The 22,618-nt window shown below is 58.4% G+C and carries 20 protein-coding genes and 1 riboswitch; of the genes, 12 read left to right on the top strand and 8 right to left on the bottom strand.

Annotation, left to right across the window (positions count from 1 at the left end; translation table 11 throughout):
• Positions 1–4: 4 nt before the first annotated feature.
• Positions 5–1,711: a putative bifunctional diguanylate cyclase/phosphodiesterase gene (locus WA411_RS05810; RefSeq protein ID WP_291908753.1), complete on the bottom strand. Its 1,707-nt coding sequence runs from the start codon at positions 1,709–1,711 to the stop codon at positions 5–7.
• Positions 1,712–1,907: 196 nt separating this feature from the next.
• A riboswitch (glycine riboswitch) is annotated at positions 1,908–2,000 on the top strand.
• 162 nt (positions 2,001–2,162) lie between these two features.
• On the opposite strand from WA411_RS05810, the gene WA411_RS05805 reads away from it, so the two are divergent.
• A complete protein-coding gene (locus WA411_RS05805; RefSeq protein ID WP_291908750.1) occupies positions 2,163–3,383 on the top strand; it encodes a D-amino acid dehydrogenase in 1,221 nt (406 codons plus the stop codon).
• On the opposite strand, the gene WA411_RS05800 is transcribed toward WA411_RS05805, so the two are convergent.
• The 5 genes from WA411_RS05800 to WA411_RS05780 all read right to left on the bottom strand — a co-directional run bounded on the left by WA411_RS05800 (position 3,364) and on the right by WA411_RS05780 (position 9,589).
• Positions 3,364–4,923 (bottom strand): FGGY-family carbohydrate kinase, encoded by a 1,560-nt coding sequence (locus WA411_RS05800; RefSeq protein WP_291908748.1) that lies wholly within the window; start codon positions 4,921–4,923, stop codon positions 3,364–3,366. The genes WA411_RS05805 and WA411_RS05800 overlap by 20 nt on opposite strands.
• Complete coding sequence (locus WA411_RS05795; protein ID WP_291908745.1) at positions 4,913–6,514, bottom strand: glycerol-3-phosphate dehydrogenase/oxidase; 1,602 nt, start codon at positions 6,512–6,514, stop codon at positions 4,913–4,915. The genes WA411_RS05800 and WA411_RS05795 overlap by 11 nt, the downstream gene beginning before the upstream one ends.
• 26 nt (positions 6,515–6,540) lie before the next feature.
• On the bottom strand, positions 6,541–8,145 hold the full coding sequence (locus WA411_RS05790) for an FAD-binding oxidoreductase (protein WP_291908742.1): 1,605 nt from the start codon (positions 8,143–8,145) through the stop codon (positions 6,541–6,543).
• A gap of 122 nt (positions 8,146–8,267) precedes the next feature.
• Positions 8,268–8,930 (bottom strand): transglutaminase-like cysteine peptidase, encoded by a 663-nt coding sequence (locus tag WA411_RS05785; protein WP_153637215.1) that lies wholly within the window; start codon positions 8,928–8,930, stop codon positions 8,268–8,270.
• A gap of 8 nt (positions 8,931–8,938) precedes the next feature.
• Positions 8,939–9,589: a type II secretion system protein N gene (locus tag WA411_RS05780; RefSeq protein WP_291908737.1), complete on the bottom strand. Its 651-nt coding sequence runs from the start codon at positions 9,587–9,589 to the stop codon at positions 8,939–8,941.
• A 166-nt stretch (positions 9,590–9,755) separates the two neighbouring features.
• Between WA411_RS05780 and gspE the strand changes: the two genes are divergently transcribed.
• The 11 genes from gspE to gorA all read left to right on the top strand — a co-directional run bounded on the left by gspE (position 9,756) and on the right by gorA (position 19,654).
• Positions 9,756–11,264, top strand: a complete 1,509-nt coding sequence (gene gspE, locus WA411_RS05775; protein WP_064227997.1) for a type II secretion system ATPase GspE — start codon at positions 9,756–9,758, stop codon at positions 11,262–11,264.
• Between the two features lie 3 nt (positions 11,265–11,267).
• Entirely contained in the window at positions 11,268–12,479 is a 1,212-nt protein-coding gene (gspF, locus tag WA411_RS05770; RefSeq protein ID WP_291908733.1) for a type II secretion system inner membrane protein GspF, read from the top strand.
• Between the two features lie 68 nt (positions 12,480–12,547).
• Positions 12,548–13,000 (top strand): type II secretion system major pseudopilin GspG, encoded by a 453-nt coding sequence (gene gspG / locus WA411_RS05765; RefSeq protein WP_064227995.1) that lies wholly within the window; start codon positions 12,548–12,550, stop codon positions 12,998–13,000.
• Positions 13,001–13,006: 6 nt separating this feature from the next.
• On the top strand, positions 13,007–13,537 hold the full coding sequence (gspH, locus tag WA411_RS05760; RefSeq protein WP_291908729.1) for a type II secretion system minor pseudopilin GspH: 531 nt from the start codon (positions 13,007–13,009) through the stop codon (positions 13,535–13,537).
• A complete protein-coding gene (gene gspI / locus WA411_RS05755; RefSeq protein ID WP_291908727.1) occupies positions 13,534–13,908 on the top strand; it encodes a type II secretion system minor pseudopilin GspI in 375 nt (124 codons plus the stop codon). Before gspH ends, gspI begins: the two co-directional genes overlap by 4 nt.
• Positions 13,908–14,684, top strand: coding sequence for a type II secretion system minor pseudopilin GspJ (gene gspJ, locus WA411_RS05750; RefSeq protein WP_291908724.1), 777 nt, complete (start codon positions 13,908–13,910; stop codon positions 14,682–14,684). The genes gspI and gspJ overlap by 1 nt, the downstream gene beginning before the upstream one ends.
• 6 nt (positions 14,685–14,690) lie before the next feature.
• Positions 14,691–15,695 (top strand): type II secretion system minor pseudopilin GspK, encoded by a 1,005-nt coding sequence (gene gspK, locus WA411_RS05745; RefSeq protein ID WP_291908721.1) that lies wholly within the window; start codon positions 14,691–14,693, stop codon positions 15,693–15,695.
• Positions 15,696–15,697: 2 nt separating this feature from the next.
• Positions 15,698–17,002 carry a type II secretion system protein GspL gene (gene gspL, locus WA411_RS05740; RefSeq protein ID WP_291908719.1) on the top strand — a complete coding sequence of 435 codons (1,305 nt, stop codon included), beginning with the start codon at positions 15,698–15,700 and terminating at the stop codon, positions 17,000–17,002.
• A gap of 4 nt (positions 17,003–17,006) precedes the next feature.
• The gene (gene gspM, locus WA411_RS05735) at positions 17,007–17,537 is read left to right on the top strand and encodes a type II secretion system protein GspM (protein ID WP_069185275.1); all 531 of its coding nucleotides are present in this window, start codon (positions 17,007–17,009) and stop codon (positions 17,535–17,537) included.
• A gap of 56 nt (positions 17,538–17,593) precedes the next feature.
• Positions 17,594–18,265 (top strand): GNAT family N-acetyltransferase, encoded by a 672-nt coding sequence (locus tag WA411_RS05730; protein ID WP_064227988.1) that lies wholly within the window; start codon positions 17,594–17,596, stop codon positions 18,263–18,265.
• A 27-nt stretch (positions 18,266–18,292) separates the two neighbouring features.
• Entirely contained in the window at positions 18,293–19,654 is a 1,362-nt protein-coding gene (gorA, locus tag WA411_RS05725) for a glutathione-disulfide reductase (protein ID WP_291908712.1), read from the top strand.
• Between the two features lie 39 nt (positions 19,655–19,693).
• Here gorA and WA411_RS05720 read toward each other — a convergent pair whose 3' ends face one another.
• Together WA411_RS05720 and WA411_RS05715 are read right to left on the bottom strand one after the other, a co-directional pair.
• Complete coding sequence (locus WA411_RS05720; RefSeq protein WP_222464432.1) at positions 19,694–21,637, bottom strand: ATP-binding protein; 1,944 nt, start codon at positions 21,635–21,637, stop codon at positions 19,694–19,696.
• Positions 21,630–22,607 (bottom strand): ABC transporter substrate-binding protein, encoded by a 978-nt coding sequence (locus WA411_RS05715; protein ID WP_291908707.1) that lies wholly within the window; start codon positions 22,605–22,607, stop codon positions 21,630–21,632. Before WA411_RS05715 ends, WA411_RS05720 begins: the two co-directional genes overlap by 8 nt.
• Positions 22,608–22,618: the final 11 nt, after the last annotated feature.

Below are 22,618 nucleotides of genomic sequence, written 5' to 3'. Positions count from 1 at the left end.
CTGCTCAGAAGCTTGCCAGGAACTCTTCCATCTTTTGGGCCGGCATCGGCTTGGCATACAGAAAACCCTGGGCGAGGTCACAGCCCAGGTCTGTCACCAGCTGGGCCTGTTCATCCGTCTCGACGCCCTCCACAAGCACGCTCAAACCCAGACTGTGCCCGACCGTAATCATGGCCTCCATGATGGCCATGTCGGCGTTGTTCTGCATCGCATGCTGGAGAAAGCTCCGGTCGATTTTTATGCCACAGACCGGGAGTTTTCTGAGATAGACGAGCGATGAGTATCCGGTGCCGAAATCATCGATGGAAATGTGCAAGCCAGCCTCTTTCAGTTTTTCGAGTTGTCTGGTCTGGTTCTCATCACTGCCAAAAACTTCATTCTCGGTCAGCTCGACCCCTAACTGGTGCGGCTCCAGCTCATAGCGTTCGAGGGTTTCAAGAATATGGTTGGCAAGGTGCGGATTCGTGAGCTGACGTCCCGACAGGTTGATATCAACCCGCAGGTTGGCCAGAGGCGTTCTTTTCCAGGCGTGGAGTTGTTTGCAGGCCGCTTCGATCACCCAGTCGCCAATCCGGTTAATGAGGCCGGACTTCTCTGCCACCGGAATAAAAATGGCGGGCGAAACGGCCCGTGATTGTCCATCAAAACACCGAAGAAGGGCCTCGCAGGAGTCACTTTTCCGTTCGCTAAGGCTGATCTGGGGCTGAAACACCAGTTCCAGGCCATCGTTGTTCAGGGCGTCCCGGAGCAGGTTGGTGATTTCCTGGTATTGCACCAGTCGATCATTGATATCCGGGGTATAGAAACAGAGGCCGTTCTTGCCGGTTTCTTTGGCCTGGTACATGGCCGCATCTGCATTACCCATAAGCTCCGCAACGGTGGAGCCATTGTGCGGAAACAGGCTGACACCGAAACTGGCGGTAACCTGGTAACAGTCGCCTTCCAGGTGGACTTGATGTTCCAGGGCATCAATCAAACGACAAATCAGCTCATGTAGAGCTTCGGGACCATCGAAGTCGAAGATCAGGAGAACAAATTCGTCTCCACCAAAGCGACTCAGCAGGTCGCCGCCCCGTAGTTCGGCCCTCAAGGTTTCCGCCACCGCTTTAAGAAGGCTGTCACCATGATGATGGCCGAGCGTATCGTTGATGATCTTGAAATTGTCCAGATCGATGAAAACGACCGCCAGTTCCTGTTGCAGGCGATCTGCCTCGTCGAGTCGGCTCGACAACTCCGCTTCCATGAAATGCCGGTTCGGTAATCCGGTCAGGTCGTCAAAACTCGCTCGCCGGTATAGCTCATCTCTGGCACGTTTTTGTTCTTCCAGGCTGATGTCGATACAGAACATCTCACAGGCGCCGCTCTCCTGTTTGATCATGACATGGCTGGAGTAAACGGGAACCAGGTGTCCTTCTTTATGCTTGAGTTCGAGTTCGTCGGAAGGAATGCTGATGTTGTTTTCAAGCCAGTCGCGATGCGCTTCAATCACGCCGTCACGCATGTGATCGGGAATGACCAAGTCTTCCAGTAACTGTCCGAGTGCTTCTTGGCGAGAGTAACCGTAAAGACGGGCGCTGGCATCATTCCAATAAATGACCCGGCGCTGTCTGTCGTAACCCTGGACAGCGATCATCGGCAGACTCTCAATCAGCTCGTAGAACCTGCTTTCACCATCTTCTATCGCTGATCGAAATCCTTGTCTTTGTCCCATTGCGGGTAAGCATCCTCTTGGTTAGCGACTGGTGCACCGCAAAGCGATGATGCGATTGAACTGATCATAGTTCGGGGCCGGCGTGTTATCTAGTTGATTTGCTTAGTGGCAGGGTGAATGCTTTGCAGCGGCTGGTTTCCTGGCTCCGGGTTATTTGCTATGTTTAGGCCCGTGGGTTGGGTTTTATTACCAATCAGACATGTCTGCGGGAGAGACTGAATCCCTTGCGATCAGCGCCGAAGGAGCAACTGCCCCGGAAACTCTCAGGCAAAAGGACCGCTGACATGAATACTTTCCGAAGAGCTGTCGACAATCGCGTCAGTCGGCACACCGAAGGAGCAAGCGGCTGGTTTTGTTGAACCGACCGTGAATCTCTCAGGTCCCGTGACGGAAGGGGTGCTTTCTGCCATGTCGAGCAGGGAGGAAACCCTTGGCGCTCACGGAGATTGGAATGAAGCGAATTGCAGTTATCGGCGGTGGTATTACCGGTATTACCACAGCCTACACCCTTGCCAAGCGCGGGCTTGACGTTACGGTTTACGAGAAACACCGCTATGCGGCGATGGAAACCTCCTTCGCCAACGGTGGTCAGCTCTCTGCCTCTAACGCCGAGGTGTGGAACAACTGGCAGACCGTCATGAAAGGCATCAAGTGGATGTCCCGCCGTGATGCGCCACTGCTGGTCAACCCGAAGCCTTCCTGGCATAAACTGAGCTGGTTCGCCGAGTTCATCGCCGCAATTCCCCAGTACGAGAAAAACACCACGGAAACCGCCCGTCTGGCCATTGCTGCCCGCGACCACCTGTTTGCCTGGGCGCAGGAAGAGGGCATCGATTTTGATCTGAAGAAGCAGGGCATCCTGCACATCTACCGGGACAAGGCCGGCTTCGATCACGCCGCCAAAGTGTCTCGGCTTCTGGCCGCTGGCGGCCTTGAGCGCCGTTCGGTTACCCCGGAGGAAATGAAATCCATCGAGCCGACTCTGGCCGGTACCTACTACGGTGGCTTTTTCACCGAGAGTGACTCCACAGGTGACATTCACAAGTTCACCAACGGCCTGGCCGACGCCATCCAGCGCCTTGGCGTAAAAACCTGTTATGGCCATACCGTGACCGAGCTGAGCGCCGATGAGCGTAATGCCTGGGTGACCGCTTATGACGGCACCGAGCAAACCCGGGATACCTTCGACGGCGTGGTGATCTGTGCCGGTGTCGGCAGTCGTGGGCTGGCCAAGAAGCTGGGTGACCGGGTGAATATCTACCCTGTGAAGGGTTACTCCATTACCGTAGAGCTGGAAGACGAAGCCTCGCAGAAGGCTGCACCCACTGTCAGTCTGCTGGATGACGCCACCAAGATCGTCACCAGTCGCCTGGGCGATGGCCGTTTCCGCGTTGCCGGTACTGCCGAGTTCAGCGGCTACAACCGCGACATCAAGGACGACCGAATCCGCCCGCTGACCCGTTGGGTTGAGCAGTGCTTCCCTGGAGTCTGTACTCGCAAGGTAGTTCCCTGGGCCGGATTGCGGCCAATGCTACCGAACATGATGCCCAGGGTTGGGCCAGGGCGCCTGCCAACCGTGTTCTACAATACCGGGCACGGCCACCTTGGCTGGACCCTCTCCGCAATTACCGCTGAAATGGTCGCGGAGCGTGTTACCGGGGATAGCCGGTAATCTCCCGGATTTTCCGGTAGAGGGGCTGGAGCTGGGGGTACATCCGCAGGTACACCTCTGAATAGAGCCTCTGGTACAGGGCCCGGGTTTCTTCGTTGGGATGGAAAACGTCGCCAACCCGGGTCATGTTTGTCACTGCCGTATCGAAATCCGGATGCAGGCCCAGGCCTACCGCCGCATCAATGGCGGCACCGAGCCCGGAGGTTTCATAGGTATGAGGCCTCTCGGCCGGTAATCCGAACACATCGGCGGTTAACTGCATGGCGGCATCACTCTGGGAGCCGCCACCTGCCACTCGAAGCTTCCGGATCTTCACACCGCTTCGTTTTTCGATTTTTTCCTTTCCTTCCCGCAGCGCATAGGCAAGGCCTTCAAGGATCGCGCGGTATATGTGCGAGCGGGTGTGAACGTCCCCGAATCCAATGATCGAGCCTTTTGCTTCCGGCCCCGGCTGACGAACACCGGGCGACCAGTAGGGCTGGAGCATCAGGCCCATGGATCCGGGGGGAACGGCTTTGACCAGTTCATCGAACAGCGCTTCGGGCTCAATGCCCCTTTCTTCGGCGATTTTCCTCTCCCGAAGGCCGAACTCCCGCTTGAACCAGCTCACCATCCAGAAACCCCGGTAGATCATCACTTCCGTGGAATAGTGACCGGGCAGTGCAGAAGGATAGGGCGGCATCAGCCGGATAGGTTCCACGTAGCGCTTGCTGGTGGTGTTGATGGTGGCGGTGGTGCCGTAACTCATGCAACCGATGTCTGGGGTCAGCCCGCCGGACCCGAGTATCTCGCAGGCTTTGTCGGAGGCGGCTGCGATAACGGGCAGGCTTTTTTGCAAGCCGAGGTGTCGGCAGGCTTCGTCGGTCAGATGCCCCAATGTTTCCCCGGGCGCTACCAGTTCAGGCAGCATGGAACGCTCGACCGGCATGGTCTGCCATTTGAAATCCCGTTGGCCGGCCCAGCGGTGCTTCTTGTAGTCGAAGGGCAGGTATCCAACCTGGCTTCCGGTGGAATCCCTGAATTTTCCTGTTAGCCGGTACGTGAGGTAGCCCGAGAGCAAGAGAAAGTGTCGGGTTTTTGCCCAGATCTCGGGTTCATTCTGGGCAATCCAGTTAGCCTGGGTCTTTTCCCGAAACCGGTTGATGGTGTCTTCCAGCCGGGCCAGTTTGAACAGCCATCCCCAGGGCCCTTTGACCGGGCCATCAACTCTGGCATGGCGCTGGTCGAGCCAGATGATCGCAGGGCGCAGAGGTTGGCCGTTTGCATCCAGGTTGATCACGGTGCCCCGTTGAGTGGTCACGGTGACCCCGGCAACCCGGTCTGGCGTAGCTTCCGTGGAACTCCAAAGTAGCTTGCAGGCTTCCCCGAGCTGCTCCCAGAAATAATCCGGATGCTGCTCGGCCCAGCCGGGCTCCCGCGAGAAGTAGGGCTCGATTTCCTGCTTGCCTTTGCCCACAAGGTTGCCGCGGGTATCAAACAACAGCGCGCGAATGCTCTGGGTGCCATTGTCGATGGCCAGAATCAGTGGATCAGCCGGCATCGGACGGCTCCCCCGACGGCATCGAATAGGCATTGTGATAGATCGACAGGTAGCGGGCCTGTTCATCGTCCCAGCGCTCGTCATCCCAGCCAAGCAGGGGTTGGCAGTGCCTGCGGATCTCCGGAAGAAGGCTTTCGGCCGCTTTCGGAAGCACCAGGCCCAATCGGGTTCTACGCAGGAGCAGATCATCCAGGTGCCGCACATCTTCTTTCTGGCAGGCCCAGCAGAGCTCTGCCCAAAGCAATTCGGAAGCCTGGTGTGCATTAACAGCTTCCAATGGTCCAGCTGCAAGAACCTCGTCAAGCAAGGGGCCATAGAACCCCTGGAGCCGTTGCCAGCACTGATGGCCGATCGCGGCTGGTCTTGCCGAACCATGTTCTGGCTGGAATACCGGCTCGGATTCTGGCCGCAGAACCGTGGCGGCGTCTTCGCCAAGTCCCCGGTTGAGCGCTTCCCGGGCGATAACCCGGAAGGTGGTGAGCTTGCCCCCGGCAATGCTGACCAGGCCCCGGTCTACCCTGAGTTCGTGTTCCCGGTTTTCCTTCGAGGGCGCTTTGCCCGTGCCGTCGGTTACCACGGGCCGCACCCCGGCCCAGGTTGAGAGAATGTCCTTGCGGGCAATGGGGCTTCCCGGAAACAGCCGTGACGCGACCTCAAGCAGATAGGCGGTCTCTCCTGGGGATATAACCGGTTCCTGATCAAGATCGCCTTCATGATCAATATCAGTAGTGCCGAGAACGGTTGTGCCGAGCCAGGGGAAGGCGAACACCGGACGACCATCCTCAGGATGGAAAAGGGAAACGGAACAGGACACCGGCAGGCAGGACCACGGGAGGACTAGATGGCTGCCGCGCAACGGCCGGATGTGCATGGTGTCCCCGTTGGTCTGGCTCGATTGCAGCCGGTCGGCCCACGCGCCCGTGGCATTGATCACCAGGGGCGCGGAAATCATGATGGGCGTATCGTCTTCTTCTGGCTGAATCAGTAATCCAGACACCTTTCCGTCATCGCTGCGCTTTACTTCCATCGCCCGGGTGTAATTCAGGCACAGGGCTCCATCACGTCGGGCTTCGGCAATCAGGCGCAGCACCAGTCTGGAGTCGTCGGTAACCGCGTCGGTAAAACCGCTAGCGCCGGCAAGTTTTTCGCTGGTCAGGCCAGGCACCCAGAGAATGGATTCCGCCGGGGTCAGAAAGTGGCGGCTGCGATTGCGGGCAATAAAGTCGTAAACCCGGAGCAGCGTCTGAAACAGGCGCGGTCCGGGGAACTGGCCTTTGAAATGCGGCATGATGAAGCGCAGGGGGTCAATCAACCCCGGTGCTTCCGCCATCAGCCGTTCCCGCTCGCGCACAGCATCCCGGGTAAGACCGTAATGGCCGCTGCCCAGGTACCGAAGGCCGCCGTGGACCATCTTGGAGGAGCGGCTGGAGGTGCCCCAGGAGAAATCCTTCTGTTCCACCAGAAGGGTGCGCAGGCCGCTGCCTGCTGCTTCCCGCGCCACGCCGGCACCGGTGATGCCGCCGCCGACCACCACCACATCATATTCGGTTGTCCCTGAACGCAGCGCATTGAGGCTTTCAGTCCGGGTCATAACGAGGCTCCCATTCGGCGTTGTGCTCACTTCACCAGGGTTTCCGGGTTCAGGATGGTATTGGGGTCAAAGGTGTTGCACAGGGATCGGATGGCGAGCATTCCCAGTTCGCCTTTCTCCACCGGCAGATAGGGCGCGTGATCCTTGCCAACACCGTGCTGGTGGCTGATGGTGCCGCGGTTTTTCACGATCAGTTCAGAGGTTGTGGTCTTGAGCTTTTGCCAGCGCGCGAGTGTTTCCTCGTAGCTGTCGGCCACCCGGAACACGTACGTGGTGTAAATGCTGCAGCCCTGGCTGTAAAAGTGCGACAAATGGGTGAATACGTGGGTGTTCTCCTGCTGGTCGGTCAGTCCCTCCCGTAGATTGGTCTCGATCAATCCCAGGAGATTATCGACGTTGTCCCAATCGGTGGCCGTCTCCAGAGTGTCGACGGCGTAGCCCATTTGCCAGAGGGCTTCCCTCAGATAGGGCATGGTGAAACGCTTGGCTGCCCATTTATCGCCGAGCCGGGTGCCGGTATAGACGCCATTCTGGGCCTTACAGATGCCTCGGGCCTCTTTGAGGGCGTTCCGGGTCTGGCGCCGGGTGCCGGTGATGCCGAAGGTCATCATGCATTTGCCAGTGCCTGCGCCACGGAGTGACAGAAAGCGCTCGAGCATGCCGATCAGTTTGGGATGACCGGCCAGGGCGAGCTGTGTTTCGGTTTCTACCGCGTTGCTGAGCCTGAGCATGGACAGCTGCGTGCGGTTCTGCACCAGCTGGCGGCTGGCAGTCCGGGCACTGTTCCAGTCAGGGAAAAACACCACATGGAAGCTTTCGTGTTCGGGAAGCGGGGTTACCCGAACCTTCACTTCGGTGATCAGCCCGATGCGGCCTTCGGAGCCCAGAATGATTTCGCGGATATCCGGGCCGGCGCTGGAAGCCGGAATGGTAGGCAGATCAAGGGTGCCTTGCAGGGTTTCGACCCGGCCGCCAGCAAACAGTTGTTCAATTCGTCCGTAGCGGAGGGATTGCTGGCCACTGGAGCGGGAGGCCACCCAGCCGCCCACGGTGGACAGCTCAAACGACTGTGGGAAATGCCCTAGGGTAAAGCCGTGGGCCCGGAGTTGGGACTCGACCAGTGGGCCAGGCGTACCCGCGCCGAAGGTTGCGATCTGGCTTTCCCGGTCCAGATCCATCAGGCGATTCATCTTGCCCATATCCACGGTAAGCACGGGCTTGCCTTTGTCGAGCGGGTTGATATGCCCAGCCACACTGGTACCACCACCATAGGGGATCAGGTGAATGGTTTGCTCGGCGGCCCAGGCGAGCAAAGCCTGAACTTCGTCGCTGCTGGTAGGGAAAGCAACGCCATCAGGAAACACGCCAAATTCGCCACTGCGCATGGCCAGCCAGTCAGCCAGGCTCTGGCCCCGGGCATGCCGCACCCTTGCTTCCGGGGTTGTGTCGATCAGTGATTCCAGTTCTGCCGGCGGCTTCAGCCGGGAATCCGGCACTTTGGCGCAGACTGACTCCAGAGTGGCGTCGGCCAGAGGGCGGCCGATTCCAATCCGCGAAACCAGAAAATCCTGGCCCTGTTCCGGCATTGCCAGGTTGAATCCTTCATCGCCCCAGCCGTTCCAGCGTCGCATGTGTTTCATTCTCCTGATTAAAAAGCAGTGTGGCGCATTCTAGCGGGTCCGGGCGCCCTGCAGATGTCGCTTGGCGCCAGTCGCGCTGTCATTTGCCGCCAGCCGATTTGTTGAAATAGGGGTCAGGGCCGGAGTGATTCGGTCAGCCGGCTGTTCAGATCCTGCCACCGGGAAAGGCGTCCCGCTTCCCCGATTCGTTTGCGGGCTCCGCCGGATCGATTGAGCCAGAGGCCTTCGCCATTGAAGCTATAAACCGGTTCAAGATCAGTGCGTTGAGAGGCAGGTTTAATGTCATTTATAAGATTGTCCAGAATGAGCGGGTCCGCGTCTGGCTCCGGGTACCATGCCAACACCATGTGGGCCTGATTCAGCTCCAGTGCTTTGACATACACAATCCGCAACTGGTCATCGGGAACACCCATGGATTTGAGGGTCAGATATTTCGCGATCGAAAAATCTTCGCAATCGCCGCCATTCGTGGTGAGCAATTCCACTGGCGTTGCCCAGTAGTCTTCCTCGCCCCAATGGCGGATATCGCTGACGAAAGCAACCCTGTTGAAGAAGGAGTTGACCAGTCGAAGCTGCCGGTCGACGGGGGCGTTCGCGGCCAGGGCATGAAGGCGCTGCCAGTTTTCCAGGCGCTGGTGGGCCTCGGTGCCGAATTCCTCCTGTACATAGTTCATCAGGCGGGAACTGAGCTCAAAGGCACCCACAACGGAAACTGCTAATAACAGCGCCGGCAGAAGGCTGGAACGGCGGCGTATCTGGATAGCGGCCGTTTCCATAGCGCGCCTCAGTTATTGTTCCGTAGGCGTTCCCTGAGCTGCTCAAGGCGCCGGCGGATTTCTTCCCGGCGCTGCTCATCGCTGGTGGCGGAGGCGGGCGCTCTTGAGGGCGAGGGGGTGGCAGCCTGTTGCGTTGCAGGCGTGGACGGTTCCTGTTCGTCGGCGGTGAAGGACATGCCGCTGCGGTCCTCGGATTCCGGGAAATACAGGTTCTCGAGTTTGCCGGAGCGTTCAATGATCACACGGTTCGGGTGGACCGAGCGCAGCTTGGCATTACCAGGCAATTCATCACCCACCAGGTAGGCTTCGGTGTTACTTTTGTCATCTTCGATGAGAGCGCTGCCGGGGAATTCGCCATCAGCGGCCAGAACACCGCGAAGAAACAATCGGAGGTTGGTTTCCGGCAGGTTCTCGGTATCCATTTCCGCCGGCGCGGCTTCACCCGATGCGGCCCCAAATAGGTCCAGGGACGACAGGTTTACGCTCGGTGGCTCACGGCTGGCAGCCGGATCTGTGACCAATGGCTGCGCAGTGTCGTAGTTTCCTCGTTGGCTTTCCATTTGCCAGAAGCGGTAACCCTGCCAGGCTGTCAGAGCCACCATGGCAGCCCCTGCCACAAGCGCAAGAATCAGGGGAAGCCGTTCATTATTTAGGAGCATTGATCATCCTGAATGCAAGTTTGTGGGCCGGGAAAAAGCTCACAGGTTATCAGACTGCAACGTTTTATTGGCAGTATAGTGTATAGAGTTATTCAGCGGGTCCATATCCTGTGGTAGCCTTTCTGAATTAGTTGAATCGAAAAGGGTTTCACGAACGAGGACGACCTTGGACACAGATACTGAACTTCAGCCGCAGGATGCTCCGCTGGGCCGTCTTCCGTTTACTTTCGCCAAGCGCAACGGAGTAATCCTGACCCGTTCGGATGCCGGTGAACCGGTTATTCTGGTTCGCCCCGGTGCGTCCCATTCAGCCCTTGCAGAAGCGAACCGAATCAGTGGCGGCCGGGCCCGTTTCGCCACCATTGACCCGGATCGATTCGATCAGGCCCTGAACTCCGCCTACCAGAACGACTCCGCCGAAGCCATGCAGATGGTTGAGGGCATCGGCGACGATATGGATCTGGCCTCCCTGGCGGACTCGGTGCCGGAAACCGAGGATCTGCTGGAGCAGGAAGACGATGCTCCAATCATCCGTCTGATCAATGCCATTCTTACCGAAGCGGTGAAAACCAGCGCCTCGGACGTTCACATCGAAACCTATGAGAAGCGGCTGGTGGTTCGCTTCCGGGTGGATGGCGTGTTGCGGGAAGTCGTAGAACCCAAGCGGGCCCTGGCGCCTTTGCTGGTGTCCCGGATCAAGGTTATGGCGAAGCTGGATATCGCCGAGAAGCGGGTGCCACAGGATGGTCGTATCGCTCTCAGGGTTGCCGGAAGGGAAGTGGATATTCGTGTGTCGACCATGCCGTCTTCAAGCGGTGAACGCGTGGTTCTGCGTTTGCTGGACAAACAGGCCGGTGCCATAAGGCTGGAATCCCTGGGTATGGCGGGGCGGGACCTGAAAGTTCTGCGCAAGCTGATTTACCGGCCCTATGGCATCCTGCTGGTGACCGGCCCGACCGGTTCGGGTAAGTCCACTACGCTCTACGCCTCGCTTCAGGAAATCAACGATCGCAGCCGCAACATCCTGACCGTTGAAGACCCCATTGAATATAACCTGCCAGGCATTGGTCAGACTCAGGTCAACACCAAAGTGGACATGACCTTTGCCCGGGGCCTTCGGGCCATTCTGCGTCAGGATCCAGACGTGGTGATGATTGGTGAGATCCGGGACCTGGAGACGGCGGAGATCGCGGTTCAGGCGAGTCTGACCGGCCATCTGGTTCTTTCCACATTGCACACCAATACAGCCGTTGGCGCCATTACCCGGCTTATGGACATGGGGATTGAGCCCTTCTTGATTTCATCAAGCCTGGTCGGCATTGTTGCCCAGCGGCTGGTCCGGGTTCTGTGCCACGAATGCCGGGAGCCCTACACGCCAACCGAAGAGCACTGCGAGTTCCTGCAGCAGGACCCCGCCAATCCGCCCACGATTTACCGGGCAACGGGTTGCAGCCACTGCAACCAACTGGGTTACCGCGGCCGTATCGGTATCTATGAGGTAGTGGAGATCTCCGAGGAAATCAGCGCTCTGATTCACAAGCGGGCTGGTGAACTGGACCTTGAAAAGGTGGCGCGCCAGCATGGCCCGAGTATTCACGCAGACGGCGTGCAGAAGATACTGGATGGTGTGACAACGGTGGAAGAAGTGCTCCGCGTTACACACCGGGGTCAGTAAGCCATGCCTGCATACGAATACAAGGCGCTTGATGCCCGCGGCAAGCAGAAACATGGTGTGGTCGAGGCGGATGCCCCGAGAGCCGTTCGCCAGCAGTTGCGGGAGCGCGGCCTGACGCCACTGGCGGTTGAGCCGGCAGCAGAAAAGCAGGCCCGAAGCAATCCCCTGAGCAGCCGGGGCTCCCTGGCGGCTGCCGACCTGGCCCTGGTCACCCGCCAGTTGGCAACGCTGATTCAATCGGGTATTCCCATCGAGCAGGCACTTTCTGCCGCCGCGCAGCAGTCCCCGAAGCCAAGAATTCGCAGCATGCTGATCGCTATCAGGGCCAAGGTCATGGAAGGTTACACCCTGGCGGACAGCCTGGGCGAGTTCCCGCGCGCGTTTCCGCGGCTTTATCGGTCCACCGTTGCCGCAGGCGAGCACGCCGGCCATCTGGACCTGGTGCTCAACCGGCTGGCGGATTACACGGAAAGCCGTCAGGAGGCACGCCAGAAGATTCAGCTGGCGGCAATCTATCCCATCATTCTGAGTATCGTCGCCATAGCCATCGTGGTGTTCCTGCTCACCTACGTGGTGCCGGATATCATTGATGTGTTTCTCAAGCAGGGGCAGGAGTTACCAACGCTGACCATGGCGATGCTGGCAGTGTCGGAATTTCTGGCGGATTACGGTGTCTACCTGTTTGTACTGCTGGTTGCGGCGCTGATGGTGTTCCGTTTTTTCCTGACCAAACCCGGATTCCGGCTGCGGTTTCACAAGCGTCTGCTACATCTGCCCCTGTTCTCCGGGATGGTTCGCGGGGTAAACACTGCCCGGTATGCCAGCACCTTGAGTATTCTGACTACCAGTGGTGTGCCGCTGGTAGAAGCGATGCGCATTGCCGGTGAGGTGCTCTCCAACGATTTTCTCAGGCAGGAATTGAGGGACGCGGCCAGGAAAGTGAGTGAAGGCGGCTCGTTGCACCGTTCCCTGGATCAGACCGGGTATTTCCCGCCGATGATGCTGCACATGGTCGCCAGCGGGGAGGCCAGTGGTGAACTGGACAGCATGCTGGAGCGGACCGCACGAATGCAGGAAAACACTCTGCAGTCCAAGATTGCTGCGATCGTAGGGCTGTTTGAGCCCATGATGCTGCTGGTAATGGGCGTAGTGGTGCTGATAATCGTGCTGGCCATCATGTTACCGATACTGAATATGAGTAATCTCGTGGGATGACACCCATGCCGGATTGTCAGTAGACGAATCCGGACCGAAAGCAATCAATGCCAATGACGAGTGAGACAATGACCATCAAGAAACTCAACACACACAACCACAGCCGCGGCTTCACCCTTATCGAAATCATGGTGGTGATGGTGATCCTCGGCCTGCTGGTGGCCATCGTGGCGCCAAACATTATGGGCCGTAGTGATCAGGCAAAAGTCACCGTGGCCGAAACCCAGTTGAGCAACATTGCCAATGCGCTGGACCTGTATCGCCTGGATAACAGTCATTACCCGTCTACCCAGCAGGGTCTCGAAGCGCTGGTTTCCAAGCCCAGCGGCAGCCCGGAACCGAAGAACTGGAACGCGGATGGTTACCTCAAGAGCGTGCCGGAAGATCCCTGGGGATCTGAATACCAGTACGTGAGCCCGGGCACTGAAGGCCCCTATGATCTGTATTCCTACGGCTCTGACGGCCAGGAAGGCGGCGACGGCGATGCCGCCGATATCAGTGTCTGGGATACCGAAGGCTAAATAACTGTGCAGGTCAGCTCCCGACAGACCGGTTTCACCCTGATTGAGATACTGGTGGTCCTGGTGGTTGTGGGTCTGCTGGCATCCCTTGCCGTGTTTACCATGGGAGGGAGCTCTCAGCAGCGGGAACTGGAGAACGAAGTCAGGGAGCTGTATCTGCTCATGCAGACGGCGTCTGAGCAGGCCGTACTCAACAACCTGGAACTGGGCTTGAGGCTTGAGGATGACGGCTACCAGTTCGTAGCCTTCCAGGATCAGACGGGGGACTGGAAAGCCTCTGGCGAGCGCATGTTCCGGGCCCGTAGCCTTCCCGAATGGTTAACGGTTACCGAGTTTATCGAGAGCGATGCACCGAGGCTGGCGTCCTCTGAAGACACCTTGCTCCCGGACGTGGTGTTCTTTTCCAGTGGCGAGACAACACCGTTCGAGCTTGAATTCACCATCGGCAGCGGGTCTGACAACGTACACGTCCTTGCCTCTGATGGTGTATCGCCCATGGAGTGGCGCAAGCCGGGCGATGAGGGGAGCAGCGGGTGAAAACGCAAAGCGGGTTCACGCTGATTGAAGTGCTCATCGCGCTGCTTGTCTTTGGTCTGATTGCAACTGCAGCAGCCGAAGTAGGGAGCCAGTACATTTCCAGCTACGAGCGGGTTCGGGATAAAACCCTTGCCAGCTGGTTGGCGGATAACCGGATCAATGAAATCCGCCTGCAGCAAACTATCCCCGGCATTTCCGAAAATTCCAAGGACACTGATTTCGGGCCCTATCGTTGGCGTGTTACCACGGCAGTTCTCGCCACTGCAGAAGCAAAGATGCGGCGAGTGGAGGTCACAGTTGCCCTGTACCGTGAGGAAGGCGCGGCTCCGGTTCCGGTCCATACCCTGTCTGCTTTTGTGGGGGCACAGTGATGATCGCCCCACCAAAGACCTCCCAATCGCTGCAACAGGGCTTTACCCTGCTGGAGGTGTTGATCGCGGTCACCATAACCGCCGTCATTGGGCTGGGCGTGTGGCAGGTTATCAATGGGGTGGTCAACTCCCGAGATCGGGTGAATGAGCTGGCTGAACAGTTCGACGGCCTGCAGCGGGCCATGCTGTTGCTTGAGCGGGATATCATGCAGGTGGTAAACCGGCCGGCCAGGGATATTTACGGAGATTTTCAGCCGGCACTGTCGAGTCGTGATGATGATTTTTCCCTGGTGTTGACCCGTCAGGGCTGGCGTAATCCCCTTGGAATTCGCCGCAGTGGCTTGCAGCGTGTTGGCTGGGAATACACCGGCAGCGAATTACGGCGCCGGTACTGGCCCATGGTGGACCAGGGGCAGGAAGATGACAGCCGCGATGTGCTGCTTCTGGAAGGCATAAAACGCCTGGAAGTGAGGTTTCTGGATTCCAACCGAAGCTGGCAGCCGCAGTGGCCCACCGATGAAGTCATGGCCGGATTGACCCCGGGCAGCCGCCCGGATGTTCCGTTGCCACTGGGTATGGAAGTGACCCTGGAGCACGAGCGTTTTGGCACGCTCGTACGGACCTTTGCCCTGCCGGATTTTGATCCGGCGGTCGCCCAGGGTGCGCTGAACCAGGCCAACCAGGCTGCCAGTGAAGCGGAGGAAGAAAGCACCGAAGAAGAGGGCACCACGCAACAACCCGGTGAAACCACCGGCGCAACGGGGCAGGGAGGCTAGGCCAATATGGTGAAGATCCCGGCTTTTCCAAACCGTCAGCGCGGCGTTGCCCTGATTATGGTGCTGCTGGCCATGGCACTGGTGGTCATGCTGGCGTCAGGCATGACCCAGCAACAAAGCCTCCGGGTGTTCAAGGCAGGTCACTACCTGGCACAGCAGCAGGGCCAGAGTATTGCGCTGGGTGCAGAAGCCTTTGCTCGCCAGATCCTGCGCAGGGATTACGACGAGGACAAGGAAGAAAACCTGATGGTCGACAGCCTGGACGAATTCTGGGCTGCCAATGCAGCCGTGTTGCCACTGGATGATAACGGCGTGGCCGAAGTTCAGATTGACGACCTGGGTGGTCGACTGAACCTGAATGATCTGGTCGGTGCCAATGGTCAGGTGGACCCTATCGTCAGGGATCGATTTGTTCAGTTGTTCGCTGCATTGGGGATTACGGCCGTTTCCGTGGACTCGCTGGTGGACTGGATAGACCCGAACGACCAAACGGTAACCGCTTATGGCGCCGAGGATGGCCAGTACCTGATGGCGGAGCAGGGATACCGCGCGGCGAACCAGCCCTTTACAACGGTGACTGAGTTACGCCTGATCGAGGGCATGACCGAAGAGATTTATCGGGCCCTGCGGCCTCACGTGACGGCACTGCCGGTAAACGGGGCGGGCATAAATGTGAACACCGCCACTGCCATGGTGATCCGCTCACTGCATGAGGAGCTGACGGACGCCCAGGCTGCGTCTATTCTTGAGAAGCGGGAAGAGGAACGGTTCGAGAACCTTCAGGACTTTATGGCATTACCGGAGTTCGCGGGCCTCGGGCTCAAATCGGTCGGCCTGGGGTTGCAGACACGGTTTTTTGAAGTTGCCTCGCGGATTACCTACGATAACCGTGTCGTGAATATGGTCAGTACCGTGTTCCGTACTCCGGAAGGGGAAGTCCAGACGGTTCACAGGGATACCGGGCAGAAGAACCGAATTACCAAAGAGCCCTTTACCATTTCAGAAGGATAATCATGTCTTATCGCCTCTACGTCCGCCCGATACCGCCGTTCGCGGACGCTGACCAGGATCCCGACGCCCAGATGTTCAATTGGGTGCTGCACGACGCCAGCGGCGATGCCCAGGCCCGGGGTGCCGGCGACAGCCGTGATGCCATCGAGCATACCCTGGGGCAGAATGCCCTGGATAACGTTCTGTTGATCGGCCTGATTCCCGGTGAGGAAGCGATTTACTGCCTGGCTGACATTCCCGCAAAGCAAAGTCGGTTTATCAATCAGGCCTTACCCTACGCCGTTGAGGAGCAGATTGCCCAGGATATAGATTCCGTGCACCTGGCGTTGGGCTCCCATACCGAGCATGGTTACCGGGTCGCTGCCATAGACCGCGAGCGTATGGGGCAATGGGTGCAGTTATTCAGCGGTTGGGACCATCTCCGCCTGGATGCCATTTTCCCGGACGCCTCGTTGCTGCCCCGCACCGAAGGCGGCTGGTCTGTCTGTCTGGACGGCGAAACGGCCATGATGGTCAGCGAGCGGGGCGAGTGGTTGAGCATGCAGTCTGCCAATCTTGGTATGTTTGCCCACACCCTCGCGGCGCCATCCGCCGAAGAAGTGGTGGCGGAGATCCCGGTCACCGTGTACGGCACCGACGAAGAGTTCGATGTCCAGCAATCTGCACTTACCGAGTTAGCTGGCTCGGGCCGTCTTGCGGTTCGTCGGGAAACCCTGGAGCTTATGCCGCTGGAACTGCTCGCCTACGCCCATCACCATCATCTCTGCGAGCCGGTGAATCTGTGTCAGGGCGTGTTTTCGTCCAAATCGGGCAAAGCCAGCCCGCTGAAACCCTGGAAACCGTTGATTGCGGTGGCGGCAGTCTGGTTCGGCGTTCAGGTGGCGTTGAACCTGGGCATGGGGTTGTACTATCAGAATCAAGCGGAAGAGCTACAAAACGAGGCCATGGCAATCTATCGCGATGCTTTCCCCAATGATCGGCGTACTCACGCAGGTAATGTCCGGCGTGTGATCGAAGGTCAGTTGCGGGTGGCCGGCTCCAGTGGACCGGAAGTGGACTTCATCACCCTGATGAAATACACCGGCCAGCAATATGCCCGCCTCCCGGGTAGTCAGGGGGTGAACTTCAATTCGGTGAACTACAGCCGCTCAAGGGGTGAGCTTATCGTGGATGTGAGAGCAGACAGCTACGATCGCCTGAGCGCCCTGCGAAACGGCCTCGCGAACCAGGGCCTGGAAGCGCAGATTGGCTCGGTTGTGAACGAAGCGAGCGGCGCCCGCGGCCGCCTGACGGTTTCAGGAGGTTAAGGCTATGCTTTCACGAATCAAGGATCAGCCGGCAGTCGGCAAACTCATTGCACAGTATGATCAATTGCCCCGCCGCGACCAGCAGGCTCTGGTCGTGCTCGCCATCGCTGTTTTTCTTGGCATTCTGTATTTCGCCGTCTGGCGCCCGGCGGCCGTATTCAATGATCAAGCGGAATCTGCGCGGAACAATGCCGGCGAGCTGTTGGCCTGGATGCAGGCAAATGAACAGACGATCCAGCGTTTGGGTAATTCTGGAGGTGCCAGCACGTCGGCCTCGGCAGACAAGCCTGCCGATGGCCGTGCCCTGATGGCCCTGGTGACCCGTTCCGCCGGTGAGGCGGGTTTGTCGCTCCAGCGGTTTGAACCCAGCGGGGAAGATGCAATCCGCGTCTGGCTCGAGAACGCACCTTTTGCAGAGGTGGCGGCGTGGCTGGAGCGGCTGAATGGCAGCCATGGTGTTGTGATCGACCAGGCAGCCATGGACCGGGCAAGTGAACCGGGCCGGGTGTCCGTTCGTTTAACCCTGGCCATCTGATTCTGAAAACCAGATTCCGGGCCTTCCGTCCGGAACTGATGCAGGAGAGGGAAGCGATGAGTAACGGCAGCGACAACAAGAACAAATCCGAGCCAGCCATTGTTCGCCTGGACGAAACAGCGGTCAATGAAGCCAGATCCATTCTGTTTCACGCCTATCGAAACGAGCCGACGTTCCAGTACCTTTTTGATCATCGGCGCCCCGGTTACGATCAACGGGTTCGGGCAACCATACGGGAACTGATCGACCTGTATTTTGAGCTCGATCAGGAGGCCATTGGTGTGATGGTAGACGACACGCTCGTTGCCGTGGCGTTTATCGGGGACCCGGAGCTCAGGATGAACCTGGCTGACCAGCTCAGCTGGCGGATCCGTATGGTGCTGACCACCGGTTTTGCATCCACGCGCCGATACCTGGATTACCACCAGAAAATCCGGGACATGTTGCCACAGCCGTTGGCGCACCAGTTGCCAATGATGGGCGTAAATCCCAAATACCAGAATCGCGGCTATGGCCGGCTGTTGCTGAAAACTGTTGAAAGGCTGTGTGCAGAGAATCCAAGGGGTAGCGGCCTGGTGCTTGATACAGGCAACAATCGCTATCTGCCTTTCTACGAGTCCGAGGGTTTCCGGAGCCTTGGCAAAATACAGCTAGGCGATTTCGAGGATCACGTGCTGTTCAGGGAAGTGCATCCGGAAAGTAAAACGGCCGCGCCCGGCCAAACCTGACTTTTTTAACGTTTAACGGGAGAAGCTGTGTCTGACCAGCAGGATTTTGATCTGATCGTTATCGGAGCCGGCTCTGGCGGTGTTCGTCTGGCCCGTATGTCCGCCCAGAGGGGCGCAAAAGTGGCCGTGGTTGAATCCCGGTACCTTGGCGGAACCTGTGTGAACGTGGGCTGCGTGCCCAAGAAGCTGTTTGTATACGGCGCTCATGTTCATGATGAGCTGGAAGACGCCGCCGGCTATGGCTGGCAGGTCCCTCTCGATGATGTCAGTTTCGACTGGCCAAAGCTGGTGGCGAACAAGAACGCCGAGATCGAGCGTCTGAACGGCATCTATGGCCGGTTGTTGGAGAATGCGGGCGTAACCATCATCGAAGGGACCGCGTCTCTGTCAGACGCCAACACAGTGGTGGTCGGCGAAACGTCTTACCGGGCCAGACACATCACTATTGCCACGGGTAGCTGGCCGGTCATTCCGGACGTGCCTGGCAAGGAGTGCATCCTCACCTCCAACGAGATGTTCTACCTGCCACAGCTGCCCAAGCAGGCCGTGGTGTGGGGCGGCGGCTATATTGCCGTAGAGTTTGCCGGCATCCTGGCAGGACTGGGTGTTGAGACCACGCTGTTGTATCGCGGCGATCTGTTCCTGCGTGGGTTTGATAAAGACATCCGCCGGTTCACTGAACAGGAAATGCGAAAGAAAGGCGTAAACCTGCGTTTTGGTGTGACCATTGAATCGGTCGAAGCCGAGAATGCCCATTACCGGGTCCAACTGAACAATGGTGAAACCCTGGAAACCGGGCTGGTGATGGCGGCGACCGGACGCCGGGCACTCGTCGACGGGCTTGGCCTGACCGATCTTGGTGTTCAGCTCAGTGCGTCAGGCCATGTTGTGGTGGATGATCATTTCCAGACCGCGGTGCCTTCTATTACCGCGCTGGGTGATGTAATCGGAACCCCACAGCTTACGCCGGTGGCTTTGGCCCAGGGCATGGTGCTGTCCCGGCGTTTGTTCGGGGATGGCAAAGGCGACATGGACTATTCCGCAATTCCAACCGCCGTGTTCTGTCAGCCCAACATCGGCACCGTGGGGCTGACCGAGGAAGAGGCCCGGGAAGCGGGGCATCGTCTCAGGATTTATCGCTCCGAGTTCCGCCCGATGAAATACACCCTCAGTGGACGGGATGAGCGAAGCCTGATGAAACTGGTGGTGGATGATGAGACCGACAGGGTACTCGGTGCCCATATGGTTGGCCCGGACGCTGGCGAAATTACGCAGGGCCTGGCAGTAGCCATCAAGGCCGGAGCCACCAAGGCCCAGTTCGATTCTACCCTGGGCATCCACCCCACCTCTGCGGAAGAGTTTGTCACCATGCGGGAACCCGTCGCCTGATCCTGCGCCGGCGCCCGCGATGACGGCGCCGGCATTCTTCTAGAGCTGAATCCAGCGGCTCAGCACTTCCCGCAACATTTCCTTGCGGACCGGTTTGGCCAGATAGTCATTCATTCCACAGTCGAGACAGCTCTTCTCGGTGCCGGGGAGTACATCGGCCGTCAAGGCGATGATCGGCGTGCCGATCTGGCCGTTACTCTGTTCCCATTCCCGGATAAACCGGGTTGCCTCATAACCATCCATCACCGGCATCTGGCAATCCATCAGGATAATGTCGTAACCGGTGTGATTGGTGGTGACCTTCTCAAGTGCTTCCTTGCCGTTGTTGGCGGAATCCGTCTGGAAGCCCAGCCGCTTGAGCATGGCCGTGGCAACGCGCTGGTTCACGGGGTTATCTTCCACCACCAGGGCATGGCTGGTGCTATTGATGGCTTCCCTGGGCGGCGGGCCCGAGGGCTCAGGTTGGCTGGCCGGGTTAGCCAGCTCGAAGGGCAGTTCAAAGCGGAACGAAGAGCCTTTGCCCAGATCGGTTTCGACCTGAATGTGGCCACCCATAAGTTCCACCAGCCGTTGGACCAGAGACAATCCCAGGCCGGTGCCGCCATACCGTCGGCTATCACCACCGTCCAGCTGCTCGAAAGAGTTGAAGATGTCCTGCAGGCGATCCACCGGAATCCCGGAACCGGAATCGCTGATTGAGCAATTAAGAATGATGCAGTTGTCTTCCAGGGCAAAAAATCCAGCCTGAATGTTGATGAACCCATCGCCAGTAAACTTGATAGCGTTGTCGGCCAATCCGGCAAGTATCTGACGCAGGCGTGCCGGGTCGCCGATCACCACCGGGTTGTCAGGCCAGTCACCGTAGAACTTGAGGTTGAGGGCCAGGCCCTGTTGTTCCGCCAGGTGCCGGTAGGTGGCGGTGCAGTTGGAAATCAATTCCCTGAGATCGAATTCCTGGCTCTCAAGTTTCAGGGTGCCGCTGTCCATCTTGGAATAGTCCAGGATATCGGCGATCACCGTGAGCAGATCCTCGGTAGATTGCCGGGCGGTGTTCAGGTACTCCCGCTGGCGGTGGGTGAGCGGCTCTTCCTGGATCAGATCCACCATGCCGAGAACCCCGTTGAGAGGGGTGCGAAGCTCATGACTCATGGTGGCCAGAAACTCGGATTTTGCCTGGTTCGCCATCTCGGCTTTTTCCCGAGCGCTTTCAGACGCTGTGAGTGTCTGGTCACGAGCTGTTCTCAGGCCTGCGAGGTGTCGGGCAAGTTCGTTGAGTTGCTCCTCAATGGCCACGATCTCGCGGGAACTCTGGTGGGTGTTAAGGGCGCGTTCCTGATAGTCGCCGGCGGTCAGCTTTCCGATTCGTCCGGCAAGGTCCCGGATGGGCGCCAGGATGGTCCCCAGAAAATGGTTGATGATCAAAATAGTGAACAAAAGCAGGGCCACGCCAACGGCGATGGACGTCCAGAGAATATCCTGCCGCCTGTCGGCAAGAACATCGTGATCCATGCCTACCTGTACAGTGCCGACTCGCAGGGAGCCGGAGCCAAAGCCATAATCGGGTTCAAACCATTCCGCTGTTCGTTCCGAACCAAGCTCCAGGGGTTGCTGGAGAATATCGGCCTCGAAAATCTGGTAGCGACTGGGCAAGTCACCGGCATTGACCGGTTGGTGGGAGACGAAACCAATCTGCTCTCCCATCACGTCTGAAACACGGATCCAGTCTGCGTTGCTGCGTCGCAGTGATTGGGACAGGATCTGATCCAGTGCCAGGGTGTTACCCGAAACCACGGCGTACTCGAGTGCGGGCGCCAGGCTATCCGCAAGCATCTGGCCGCTGTCTGACAAATCCCGGCGGGCGTCCTCCAGGCGCGCGGACGTGAAGAACACCATGAGCACGATGAACATGACAACGGCCGGGAGCGCACCCAGGAGCAGGAGCGTGCGGGAGAGGGGCCGCTGCTGTCTCTTGAGGTTACTCATCGGCCACCTCCCCATTGACGGTCAGTTGTCTGTCCACCCGTTGGGCAATGTCTTCACGGCTGGGAAGGGGTATGTTCAGGGAACGAGCAACCTGAGCGTTCACTTCAACCCGGAATTTTTCCGGATAGGAGGGTGAGGGAAACTCTCCTGTCTCGAAATACGTGGTCAGAAACTCATCTGCCATCTCGATCATTTCCGGAAACGGCGCATAGCTGGATGCGAGTGATCCCGCCTTCACATAAGCTTGCGTTGGTCCAATGACGATCTGATTACGGCGATAAGCGGTCAGCAGAATATGTTTGATGGTTCTGGGGTTGTAGATGGCGCTGTCCGGGGCGGCTAACAGAAAATCACCGTAACCGAGAGCCCGGACGAGCGTGGGAATCAGCTTGTCGTCGTCATCGACAAGAAACAGCCGGGCCGACATGCCATAGGTCGGCAGCTTATCAATCAGTGGTTCGTAAAGTTCCACCGAATCTGCGGTTGCCAGCAGGGCTATCTTGGTAGCCTGTGGCAGGATGGCCTTTCCCGTCAGAGCCTGACGGATGAGAGGGACGTCATACAGAACGCCTGTGATCTGGCCGGGGGAGCGGTCCGCAAAACCCGAAATGAAGGATTTATCAACCAGCAGCGCGAGAACGGGCGCGGAGCGATTTGCCTGGCGAGCGCGGGAGAAGGCGGAAGGTCCAGCAGTAATGATTGGTCCGGAATCAAGCGCGGCCAGCTGCTCGTCGGTGACCTCCACCAGGGAAATGGATGGCTCAAGCTCTGCTTTGAGGAGCTGCACGAGGTGCTGATCAAGTGGCGCGTTGCCCGAGCCGGCAAAGTAGACAGTTCTCGCCGTCGATTCCTGAGAGCTGACAAACGTGGAAAAAACGGCCAAAAGCAGAAGCCACAGGGTCTTGTGGACAAGACCCTGGATTCGGCTTCCGGGCCGATTAGGGTGATTCGTGCCTGACCTTCGCTCCATACCGTCCAGGG

Source organism: Marinobacter sp. CH_CUG1437-1, assembly GCF_037029655.1.
Taxonomy (GTDB): domain Bacteria; phylum Pseudomonadota; class Gammaproteobacteria; order Pseudomonadales; family Oleiphilaceae; genus Marinobacter; species Marinobacter salsuginis.
This window is presented reverse-complemented; position numbering and strand designations above follow the sequence as displayed.

Bases quoted from the DNA above. Each gene is read 5' to 3' on its own strand.
- WA411_RS05805 (WP_291908750.1), top strand. From the start codon at position 2,163: ATGAAGCGAATTGCAGTTATCGGCGGTGGTATTACCGGTATTACCACA.
- WA411_RS05715 (WP_291908707.1), bottom strand. From the start codon at position 22,607: ATGGAGCGAAGGTCAGGCACGAATCACCCTAATCGGCCCGGAAGCCGA.
- gspG (WP_064227995.1), top strand. From the start codon at position 12,548: ATGACCATCAAGAAACTCAACACACACAACCACAGCCGCGGCTTCACC.
- gspJ (WP_291908724.1), top strand. From the start codon at position 13,908: ATGATCGCCCCACCAAAGACCTCCCAATCGCTGCAACAGGGCTTTACC.
- WA411_RS05720 (WP_222464432.1), bottom strand. From the start codon at position 21,637: ATGAGTAACCTCAAGAGACAGCAGCGGCCCCTCTCCCGCACGCTCCTG.
- WA411_RS05730 (WP_064227988.1), top strand. From the start codon at position 17,594: ATGAGTAACGGCAGCGACAACAAGAACAAATCCGAGCCAGCCATTGTT.
- WA411_RS05795 (WP_291908745.1), bottom strand. From the start codon at position 6,514: ATGACCCGGACTGAAAGCCTCAATGCGCTGCGTTCAGGGACAACCGAA.
- WA411_RS05810 (WP_291908753.1), bottom strand. From the start codon at position 1,711: ATGGGACAAAGACAAGGATTTCGATCAGCGATAGAAGATGGTGAAAGC.
- gspK (WP_291908721.1), top strand. From the start codon at position 14,691: ATGGTGAAGATCCCGGCTTTTCCAAACCGTCAGCGCGGCGTTGCCCTG.
- WA411_RS05790 (WP_291908742.1), bottom strand. From the start codon at position 8,145: ATGCGACGCTGGAACGGCTGGGGCGATGAAGGATTCAACCTGGCAATG.
- WA411_RS05785 (WP_153637215.1), bottom strand. From the start codon at position 8,930: ATGGAAACGGCCGCTATCCAGATACGCCGCCGTTCCAGCCTTCTGCCG.
- WA411_RS05780 (WP_291908737.1), bottom strand. From the start codon at position 9,589: ATGCTCCTAAATAATGAACGGCTTCCCCTGATTCTTGCGCTTGTGGCA.
- WA411_RS05800 (WP_291908748.1), bottom strand. From the start codon at position 4,923: ATGCCGGCTGATCCACTGATTCTGGCCATCGACAATGGCACCCAGAGC.
- gspF (WP_291908733.1), top strand. From the start codon at position 11,268: ATGCCTGCATACGAATACAAGGCGCTTGATGCCCGCGGCAAGCAGAAA.
- gspL (WP_291908719.1), top strand. From the start codon at position 15,698: ATGTCTTATCGCCTCTACGTCCGCCCGATACCGCCGTTCGCGGACGCT.
- gspM (WP_069185275.1), top strand. From the start codon at position 17,007: ATGCTTTCACGAATCAAGGATCAGCCGGCAGTCGGCAAACTCATTGCA.